Source organism: Nostoc sp. LEGE 12454, from assembly GCF_056620565.1.
The window spans coordinates 1-9,766 of sequence record NZ_JBWQXL010000086.1 but is presented as its reverse complement, the minus strand read 5'-3'; the positions used below and the strand labels follow the sequence as shown (position 1 = coordinate 9,766).

Sequence of the window (9,766 nt, the reverse complement as noted above, 5' to 3'; positions counted from 1 at the left end):
TTTGTCTAGATGGTGAAGCTGCTCCACTTTTGCGAATCCAAATTAGGGGTTTGGGGTTGAGTTTAGTTGGTTTCAAACCGGAGATTTTCAGAGCCAGTTGTTTAGGATTACCACAAGTGGCACTCAGGAAGATAAATTGCAGTTTCTTGGAGTCGCCACCGTAATGATCTACTACTAGTTTAATGCGACGAATCAGCCAGGACATATTTGCGCCATAGCTACCTGAGAGGGTGTGAGCTTCATCAAGCAGTATATAGCGTGCTTACATCATTAAAGTTTTTTTGCAAATAAATGAAGTTCTTTATAAGATTTGTAAAAATTGCTTGATTTTACAAAAAAAGTATCCTAATTGAACTAGTAAAAGGTAATCAAAAATTAACAACTATAAACTTAAGTAAATATTTCCAAAACACGTATGAAAACTTACAACATTGTTACATTAGGGGCATCAGGCGCGGGTAAGACAGTATTTTTACCTAGCTTGTTTAGATCCCTATCAATTCAAGCAGAGCATGGCTTCTTCCTAGAAGTTGAGGATGCCCAAAAACGAAATTTACTTACTAATCTCTATGCAAAAATAATTACTGGGGATACTTGGCCTGAGACAACAAGATACAGTGATGTAAACGAGTGGACTTTTACCTGTCGTGTTCAGAATCCAGCATTGAATAACTACGCAGCTTGTCAATTTACTTATGTTGATTATGCTGGAGGTAGGTTCACTAATATGGATGAGAACGACAGCGAATTTCAAAATAAAGTTGAAAAAGCTGATAGTATTTTAGGTCTTTTAGATGGACAAAAAATACTTTATTGTCTGAATAGACAAAATACAACTCAAGCTAATCAATTTCTCGACGTGGATTTACCAAGTATTTTAAAACGGATCAAACCTGGCAAAGTACCAATTCATTTTGTCATTAGTAAATGGGATTTAATTGAAAATAATCAATACAATCTTAAACAGGTAAGAGATTACTTATTTAGTATTAGTGCTTTTCAAGAAATAGTTCGCAATCAAAAAAATGTAGCTTCTCTGGTTCGCTTAATTCCAATTAGTTCAGTTGGTTCAAAATTCGCAAGTCTTAAAAGTGATGGAAGTATGAAAAAAAATCATAATGAGCTTCCTCATCCCTTTCAAGTTGAAGTACCTCTTGCTTGTGTTTTAATTGATGCTGTTAAAGCTAATCAGAAGGAATTTGAAGAAGCAAAGAAAAAACTGGATGGTCAAACTATAGGTAAAGGAAATTCCTGGGTATCAATTCTTACATTGGGGTTTGATGTTATTTGGGACTCTTTCTTAGAAAAATGGTTTCCTGATTCCGACGATATATCTATTAAAGCCTTGAAAATATTACTTAGTAAATTAGATGATATTTGCTTTAAAGCATACAGACAAAATCAAGAACAAAGGCTAAAAAACCTTGGTAAACAAAAGGCTGATGCACTTAAACAAGTTACAGACGAAATCTCTGCCCTAAATTACGCAATTGATTGTTTTTTACTAATTGATCAAAAGTTAAAACTGAAGTTTCCTGAATCGGATTTAGTTCAAAATAACAATGAATAAATACTGAAAAAGGTTTTTTAAAAACCCATTAAGTTTTGTTGTTTCATCATTCATAATTTCTGACATGAAAAACTTCAACATTATCACTTTAGGTTCCACGGGTGCTGGTAAAACTGTGTTTTTAGCTAGTATATTTAAGCAATTAGCAGTTCAAGGGGGGAAGTTTGATTTTTTTTTGGAAGTCCCAGACACTAAAGAATCAAACTTCTTAACTAACGTATATGACACACTAATCACTAAAGAAGTATGGCCTGAAGGTACTCGCAGAGATAACATTTCTAAATGGGTATTTACTTGCTGTGTAAAAAATGATTTTGATATATATCGAGCTTGTCAATTTACCTATTGGGATTATGCAGGTGTTATGATTACAGATTATCAAAAAAATGATTTAGATTTTAAAAAAAATGTTCAAGATAAAACTTATGATGCAGTATTAGCAATTTTAGATGGTGTACAAGTTTGTAACTTAATGGAGAATAAAGATGTTAGATCATGGCTATTACGCGACGTAACAAATATAGCACTAATAATACAATCCTGTGGTGAAATTCCAGTTCATTTTATTATTAGTAAATATGATGTGCTGTATAACAAAGGACATAAATTACAAGAAATACGTAAATGTCTTTTAGAAAAAAGTGAAGAGTTTAAGCGTGTGGTCGAGCAAAGAAAAGGTAGACAACTAGTACGTCTAATACCTGTCAGTTCCGTTGGCATGACATTTGCGACGCTTCAATCTGATGGTAAGATGGAAAAAAATATTAATATTATTCCAGAACCATATAACTTAGAAATACCTCTTACCTATGTGATGACAGACCCACTAAACAAGCAACTACAAAATTTACCGAAACGAGGCTGGTTAAATTTTATTGCTCTGCCTATTATTGATTTAATCAGGAGCCAAGTTGATGATGATTTTGATATCTTTAATTTGAGAAGAGTGAAAGATGAAAAAACAGCATTAACATACGCAATCCGATGCTTTAAAAAAATTCAGTCGGATTTTATGAAAGACTTCCCAGATTCGGATTTACATCAGTAGGACTAAAAGTATGAAAGCTTGGCCATTTTTAGTGAGTCGCAATCAATCTATTGATTATCGAACTATAGTGTGTCCTAAATTTATCTATAATGTAGGTATTCATAATATTTTAGCAAGAACAACAGAAGGGGAGTTAAGTGAAGATAAAAACGCTTTTATTCGTATAATTAAAAGTCGTGAAATTAGTCCATTTACCATTGTATATCAAGTATTTAAGGCTACAGAAAAAGATATTAATATTAATACTCAAGGCGAAAATACGCTACTCAAAGATTCTTTTGGTAGAGAAATTTATTTGATCAAAGGTTTTGTATTGAATGGAGAACATAGTGATATAAATTTTTATAAAAACAATATTGAGGAGGCTTATAAAAATTCGATAGAAGGTTATAGAGAATTTTGGCAAAGCACTGACTCTTATTTCACAGTTACTTCTGAGGCTTTTGATTTAATCAAGGGAAGTGAGGAGGATAAACTAAAACTTATTCTACTGGATACTTTTCATACTGAACCACCCGAATTAGAGCAAGTTATCGAACCAGTTCCATCAATCAACCCAAGAAAAACAATTATTACGGCTTTAGCTGTTATTGCTCCTATTATCGTAATTGCCTTCCTGGTTTTTTTACTGAATATTATTAAAGGGCAAGATAATTTAATAGATGTGTACAAGAAGAATTTGGCAAATAATCATATAACCTATGTACAATTTACAGGTGAGACTATAGACGTTTCTGATGCTTCCAGACGTTACTGGATTATTGGCAAGGAGGGTGAAAACTTTATTTTCACTAATAACAGCAAATCTATCTACAAAACTAATGACCAAATCACTATAAATAAGTTGATACCTGTATTTGATGATCTGATTCCTTCTAGTATTAAGGAAGAAACCATCAAATTAAATAATAATGAAGAACCAAAGAAATTACTTAAACAGCAACAAAATCAATATAAGAATGCAGATATATATATAAGTGGTTCTTTGCAAGTGAAATCTCCAGCTAAACCTAAACAAATAAAGCTTAAGTCTAACCAATACCAAACTATCACCATAAATCAGTCCACAATAAAAATGAATTATCACCCAATTGAAGAGGCAATCATTCAATTGGAAAATCAAAAAGTTACTGGTACTGTTACCTTAACAATTATTCAACCAAAACCAAAATTGTAGGACAGAAAATCTATAAGCAATATTTTACAATTAAATATATAATATTAGTTTTAATGAGATCACAAGTATGAACATTAAAGCTTGGCCATTTTTAGTTAGTCGTAATAAGAGTATTGATTATCAAACTGTAGTCGCCCCTAAATTTATATGTGATGAAGGTATTCATAATATTTTATCACTAGCAACAAAGGGAGAGTTAACTGAACCTACAGACGCATATATTCGCGCAATCGAATTTTCTAGAAATCGCTCATATATTATCGTATATCAAGTGGTTAATGCAACAGAGCAAGATATTAATCCTTTAGGTGAAAAAGCGTTAATCACAGATGACTTTGGTAGAGGGATTTATTTGATCAAAGGTTTTGTATTAGAAGAAAAATATGATAAAGAAGATATTGAGGATATGATAAGGAAGCAAGATATTGATGATCTTTATCATAAGCAATTGAGAGAATATTACACACAATTCTGGCAAAAGAATAGTCTCACTCCTCCCATTTCTTCTGAGGCTTATTCTTTAGAAAAAAATAGTAGTGACTGTTTAAAATTAAATCTTTTAGAATTAGAAGAATATAATGTTACCATCAATAAACCGCAATTCCGTACTCAGATTGATATAGATGATGAGATTAGCTCTATTGCCTTTAATCCCACCAATTCCGAGATAGTCGCTATTAGAACCTATAATACTCTAGTTCAATTATGCAATTTCTGTGAAAAGAATGTTAAGCTTACACCATTTGGCAGGAAATTACGTTTGACAGACTTTGATACTGATAAATCAGTATGTTTTAGTTCAGTTAGTTCAGATGAACAATTTATTGTTTATACTAATGTTGAGTCCTGGGAAAAGAATATTATCAATATAATAGAAATTATACATAACAACACAAAACAAAAATTTAGGCAATCTGATTGTGGGCATTCCCGATTCCCTCCAGGAAGAATTCATACAATTGTTTTAAGTCCTGACAACAAAATAATTGCTAGTCTTAGCAAAGAAAAAGCTGTAAGAATTTGGTATTTAGAAAATAAAAAGAAAGAATTTGTCAAATTTAGCCATAATAATGTAGTCAATACTATTACAATTAACCTTAAGAGTAACGTCCTTGTTACTGGAGATGCAAAAGGAAATATTTTGTTCTGGGATTTAAAAAATGGAGAAAGGATTGAAAAAAATATTCCAGAAAAGTTTAAGAACTTTGATGAAATTAGAACTCTTACTTTTAGTCCTGATAACAAAACAATTGCTGTTGCTGGTAGAGATAACAAAACTCCTAAAGACAAGCTTTGTATTTGGAGAATGGAAAAGGAAAACCAAAAAGTTATTGAGATATTCCCCAATCAGGAACGTGTGAATTCTATTGCTTACAATCCTGCTGATAGCCGCATCTTGGCTAGTGCAGGTAAAGACAAAACAATTAAATTATGGGATTTGCGTTTGGAAAAACCCGAGGACGATCCAATTACTATCACTAAACATACAAAAGAAGTAACATCAGTAGCTTTTAGCCATGATGGTAAATTTCTTGCTAGTGGAGGTAAAGATGGAATTGTGAATATTTGGGATACTGCAAACATTTGAAATCAATCAAAGATGTAAGCCTTGATGCTTGTATTTACTACCTCCTGACGCAAGTAGTAAATGCGATGAGGATTACTGATACTGCACAGTTGAGCTAATTCACTATCTTTCTTCGTCTTTGAAGTTTCATAAGTTAACAGGAAATTTAGCGGGGTTGTGGTCTTGTTCTGTTGCTTATGATTGTAGAATTATCTTTAATTTCTCCGAGGATGATAAGTTGTTAGAAATGGTTATTTTATTGATTGATATTGGCAGCCATGATGAAGTTTATTAAATGGTAAAATAGAGGCTTAAGCAATAGAAATAGAGATGAAAATGAGTCAGCAAGGTTAGGGTTTACTTTCGAGGAGGTTATATGATGACTTTACAAGAAATTATTAATTATATTGAAAGTTTGCCCACAGAAGAACGGGACTATTTGTTTGAGTTTCTCCGTAAAAAAAAGGAGGAATCTAGAGGGGATAATTTTTGGTATGGATTACAAAAATTTAGAAAAGTAATCCAAAGCGAGGGGATTATCTTTACTGATGATGATTTCGCTGACTTACGAAAGCGCAGTGTGGTCAGAGAAATTGAACTATGACCTTGAAATACTTACTTGATACCAATATTCTCAAGAGAGCCAGCACGTCCTATTCCGAAAATGAGAAACATAACTTGTGAAAGTTTTGTTAGATACTAATATCATTATTAGTGAATTTGGATTTTAGACTGAAATCAAATATACAATCCAAAATCCAAAACTCTCAGTCAACTTTATGTTGATTAAGTTAACTTAAATAACCTGCTAACACTAAGAATTATTAGCAGTAAATCCTTACTTGACGCTCGATGACTCGCTACCGCTCCGCTATCAGCACCCCTCTTAATAGACATATCTAAATCCAGCATCATAGTTACTGCCTTAGCTAAAGCATTGATGCTTGTATTTGCTACCTCCTGACGCAAATAGTAAATGCGATTAGGATTGCTGATACTGCACATTTGAGCTAATTCACTATCTTTCTTAATCCCAGAAACAATCGCAGACTTAATCCACAGCCAAGTTCTAAACTGCGTTAGGAGAGTAGCAACAATTACCATTAATGGTTCCGAGCGTGACAGTAAATCATCCAACAGGTGCAAAACCTGATTGCTTTCTCCTTGGCGAATAGCAGATGCCAGTTGTAGGCTATTCTGAGTCTGACATGGCACTAACTCTTTTACTTCTGCAAGCTCAAGTTGTTTGCCCTTACCATAAATATACAGTTTGCGTAACTCTGTGGCTGCACGGGTCATGTCGTTACCAATTGCTTCTGCTAGATATTCCACCGCATTCTTTGACAGCACCAGCTTGATTTTTTTAGCCTGAGTAGCGATCGCTTTTTCAATCAAATCAGTACGCCAAGGTGGTATCAATGGAAACTCAAAAAACTTGGCATACTTGACAAGATGTTTGTAAATCTTCAGGCGCTTATCTACAGTGGTGGCGACAAAAACCAGAATTGTGAATTCAGGCATTTGAACAAGCTGCTGCAAAGTTTCTAACTCAGTATCACCCCACTGCTTGAGGTGGCAATTTTCCACAATCACCAGTTTTTTACCACCTGTCAGGGAACGAGTGCGAGCTACACTGATAGCTTGGTCAAGGCGATCGGCTGGAAATCGGTGATAGCAAAGTGTGAGCCATTGAGCATCAATCTCTGCTTTGTATTGGTTTAGCTGTTCCTGGATGGCGTGTTGGTCGTCACCTGTCAGCAAGACAATCATCTTTTTACCCTCCCGTTACTTTGGCAGTTTTAATTAATACAGTCATTGGTTCTTGACTTTGGGTAGCTCGTTGCAGCATTTTAGCGATCGCTTCTTTACTACTTTCAAACTTATTCAAGTAAGCTGGTGTAACCTCTAAAATTGCCTTTTCATCTTGCAATTTAACGAGATTTGCATGAGCCAACAGCTTTTGATTGCTGGGTTTAGCCGTATCCATCACCTGCTGCCAAATTTGAACCAGGTTAGTAGTCTGGGCTGCAACTGCTGGTAACAATTTGTCATCTACAGGTTTAGCTGTCACCTTGTTTGTGGTGTATACTCCAACTGTTGGTAGCAACTTGCCGTCATGGACAGGTTTAGCAGTTAGCGTCTTGGTTGCACTGACAGGCAATAAACTAGGCATCAGGTTCAGTAAGCAAACTTCTAGCCATACAGCAGCATTTACTGTGTACCGAAGATAGTTTTCTGCTTTTTGTAACTCTGCTAGAGACAAATTCAGCGTCTCGAAATTCCAGTGATTTGCTAAAACCTTGAGTTGAGCATAGCTAACACAACCAGTTAGTAGGGATTGCTCTTTGGGTGCAGACTTGATAATCAGTAAGTCTCGGTATGTTTGCAGTAAATTAGAGAGAATCAATTTGGGCGTTTTACCAGAGTCCACTAGAAGTCTTGCTACTTGCAGCAAGTTAAAGGTGTTGTTGGTGGATATTGCCTGTAAAATTGACATTAATTCTGTTTCTGTCACACCACCAGCAATTTCCATGACATGATTGGCAGTGATATCTTCATCTAAAAGACTTACCTGACCCAGTAATTGCAGTGCATCTCTGAGTCCACCATCGCTGAGTCGTGCGATCGCTGTTAGTGCCTGATCATCAATAGAAATAGATTCTGCATCTGCTACAATACCGAGGTGCTGCACAATTGCCTGAACAGACAAAGTGCGGAAATTAAACACCTGACAACGGCTGACAATGGTAGGTAACACCTTGTGCAGTTCTGTTGTGCAGAGGATGAAAACAACATGAGGTGGTGGTTCTTCAATACACTTAAGTAAAGCATTGAAGGCGTTACCGGTTAGACAATGGCACTCATCGAGAATAAAAATTCGGTAACGTCCTGCAACAGGTGCTAAGGTACTGCGCTCAATTAAAGCACGGGCATCATCTACACCATTATTAGAAGCAGCATCAATTTCACTAACATCTAGGCTATTACTGGTTTCAATTGAACGGCAGGATTGACAAATACCACAAGGTTGGTCAGTTGGTTTTTTAGTGTTGAGGCAATTGAGGGATTTAGCAAATATCCGAGCAGTTGAAGTTTTACCTGTGCCTCTAGAACCTGTAAACAAATAAGCTGGTGCAATTTGCAGGTATTTGACAGCATTAGTCAGAGCAGTTTTGATGTAGGGCTGTCCAACTAATTCGGCTATTGTCTGGGGTCGATATTTTTGATGTAGGGCGACTGTAGACATAGGATTCATTAACCTTAATTTGTCGCCCTTACCCCTGTTAAGGGGGTGTAATTTTGAATCCAAAGTAGCCTGATTTGCTCAATTCCAGTAAGATTTACCGATACCAGAAGTTGAGTATGCCTAATTATTTAAACGTTGAAACAGGTGGAGAATTTTATGGGGTTTACAACCAAGCTATAGCACTTTTAAACTTTATCTTCTTGGCTCATAAAACGCTAATTTTCTCTTTTTTACCTGCCTCCTTAAGCAGTAGCAAATTCTGTTAAACCTCGTTTACTGGGATGGTGGAAACCCAAAACAATATCGGCTTGGGGTATTCCGGCTGATAGCAAATCATCAACAACACATAAATTAGTTGCATCTTCCTCCACCCAAATTTTGCCGTTTTTAATGCAGAGATAAATGATAATATACTGTATTTGCTTTTTGTCATCCCAACCAAATCGAAACCAAATATATTGATCTCTTGTTTCATCAAAAGCCAAGCGATCGCTTACTTCAACTCCCGTATTTTTTATGACTTGAGTATTAGTAGTTTCGTAATACTCAGTTAATATCTTCTTAATAGCATTGCGGTATTGCTCTAGCTTATCCATTGCCGAATTTTCTCCTTCTCTGTATTTACAACTATTAACAGTAGGTGATTTTCATTGATGACTGCTTGTACAGATTTACGTTGAAAAAAGTTTTCATAGACAACATCATCAACAGCTAAATAAAGCTGAGTAATACTCTGATTGTAAAGTGTTTACCATATTGGGTAACGATTAGATTCTAAAACATACTTTTCTATCTTTCCTTCTTGCACCCTGCTTTGCTTCCTTTTTTCTGGATAAAACTGGATAAATTTGGCATTTTGGCGGCAAATAGTCGGATATATACCGCCAAAATGCACAGTTTCTATTTGTTAAAATCGAGAATTTTCGTTCATATTGTCAGTTTTGTCCAGAGTTCCTCAAATCCCGTCTAAAATAAACACCACTCGTATCCAAAACACCCTACAAAACTTCAAGATTCCGATTAACATTTCTTAAGCATTTAGAGTGTACAGTGGCAGTAAGAATTGACGCATTTCCATTTGCAGTTCTGGATTTGGTCTATCTCCATAAGGAACCAACATGGCAGGATGATCTGATTGTTGCAAGTGCATTTTGATA

The 9,766-nt window shown here is 35.2% G+C and carries 10 protein-coding genes; 5 read left to right on the top strand and 5 right to left on the bottom strand.

From position 1 onward, the window contains the following. The coding region (locus tag AC1F2U_RS33970; protein WP_480265140.1) for a hypothetical protein at positions 1-205 on the bottom strand (205 nt) is incomplete at its 3' end. A 210-nt stretch (positions 206-415) separates the two neighbouring features. Here AC1F2U_RS33970 and AC1F2U_RS33965 point away from each other — a divergent pair. The 5 genes from AC1F2U_RS33965 to AC1F2U_RS33945 all read left to right on the top strand — a co-directional run bounded on the left by AC1F2U_RS33965 (position 416) and on the right by AC1F2U_RS33945 (position 5,966). Further along, the gene (locus tag AC1F2U_RS33965; protein ID WP_480265139.1) at positions 416-1,570 is read left to right on the top strand and encodes a P-loop NTPase family protein; all 1,155 of its coding nucleotides are present in this window, start codon (positions 416-418) and stop codon (positions 1,568-1,570) included. Positions 1,571-1,634: 64 nt separating this feature from the next. Further along, on the top strand, positions 1,635-2,618 hold the full coding sequence (locus AC1F2U_RS33960) for a hypothetical protein (RefSeq protein ID WP_480265138.1): 984 nt from the start codon (positions 1,635-1,637) through the stop codon (positions 2,616-2,618). 10 nt (positions 2,619-2,628) lie between these two features. Beyond that, positions 2,629-3,795: a hypothetical protein gene (locus AC1F2U_RS33955; RefSeq protein ID WP_480265137.1), complete on the top strand. Its 1,167-nt coding sequence runs from the start codon at positions 2,629-2,631 to the stop codon at positions 3,793-3,795. A 67-nt stretch (positions 3,796-3,862) separates the two neighbouring features. After that, the gene (locus tag AC1F2U_RS33950) at positions 3,863-5,383 is read left to right on the top strand and encodes a WD40 repeat domain-containing protein (protein WP_480265136.1); all 1,521 of its coding nucleotides are present in this window, start codon (positions 3,863-3,865) and stop codon (positions 5,381-5,383) included. 355 nt (positions 5,384-5,738) lie between these two features. Next, complete coding sequence (locus AC1F2U_RS33945) at positions 5,739-5,966, top strand: hypothetical protein (RefSeq protein ID WP_480265135.1); 228 nt, start codon at positions 5,739-5,741, stop codon at positions 5,964-5,966. Positions 5,967-6,148: 182 nt separating this feature from the next. On the opposite strand, the gene holA is transcribed toward AC1F2U_RS33945, so the two are convergent. From holA to AC1F2U_RS33925, 4 genes are all read right to left on the bottom strand, one after another. Continuing rightward, on the bottom strand, positions 6,149-7,132 hold the full coding sequence (holA, locus tag AC1F2U_RS33940; protein WP_480265134.1) for a DNA polymerase III subunit delta: 984 nt from the start codon (positions 7,130-7,132) through the stop codon (positions 6,149-6,151). Positions 7,133-7,136: 4 nt separating this feature from the next. Then, positions 7,137-8,609, bottom strand: coding sequence for a DNA polymerase III subunit gamma/tau (gene dnaX / locus AC1F2U_RS33935; protein WP_480265133.1), 1,473 nt, complete (start codon positions 8,607-8,609; stop codon positions 7,137-7,139). 242 nt (positions 8,610-8,851) lie between these two features. Continuing rightward, positions 8,852-9,205, bottom strand: coding sequence for a XisI protein (locus AC1F2U_RS33930; protein WP_480265132.1), 354 nt, complete (start codon positions 9,203-9,205; stop codon positions 8,852-8,854). Then, positions 9,193-9,339 carry an element excision factor XisH family protein gene (locus AC1F2U_RS33925; RefSeq protein ID WP_420759084.1) on the bottom strand — a complete coding sequence of 49 codons (147 nt, stop codon included), beginning with the start codon at positions 9,337-9,339 and terminating at the stop codon, positions 9,193-9,195. Before AC1F2U_RS33925 ends, AC1F2U_RS33930 begins: the two co-directional genes overlap by 13 nt. Positions 9,340-9,766: the final 427 nt, after the last annotated feature.

Coding starts and splice junctions, on each gene's coding strand:
- AC1F2U_RS33965 (WP_480265139.1), top strand. CDS start 416: ATGAAAACTTACAACATTGTTACATTAGGGGCATCAGGCGCGGGTAAG.
- AC1F2U_RS33960 (WP_480265138.1), top strand. CDS start 1,635: ATGAAAAACTTCAACATTATCACTTTAGGTTCCACGGGTGCTGGTAAA.
- AC1F2U_RS33955 (WP_480265137.1), top strand. CDS start 2,629: ATGAAAGCTTGGCCATTTTTAGTGAGTCGCAATCAATCTATTGATTAT.
- AC1F2U_RS33950 (WP_480265136.1), top strand. CDS start 3,863: ATGAACATTAAAGCTTGGCCATTTTTAGTTAGTCGTAATAAGAGTATT.
- AC1F2U_RS33945 (WP_480265135.1), top strand. CDS start 5,739: ATGATGACTTTACAAGAAATTATTAATTATATTGAAAGTTTGCCCACA.
- holA (WP_480265134.1), bottom strand. CDS start 7,132: ATGATTGTCTTGCTGACAGGTGACGACCAACACGCCATCCAGGAACAG.
- dnaX (WP_480265133.1), bottom strand. CDS start 8,609: ATGTCTACAGTCGCCCTACATCAAAAATATCGACCCCAGACAATAGCC.
- AC1F2U_RS33930 (WP_480265132.1), bottom strand. CDS start 9,205: ATGGATAAGCTAGAGCAATACCGCAATGCTATTAAGAAGATATTAACT.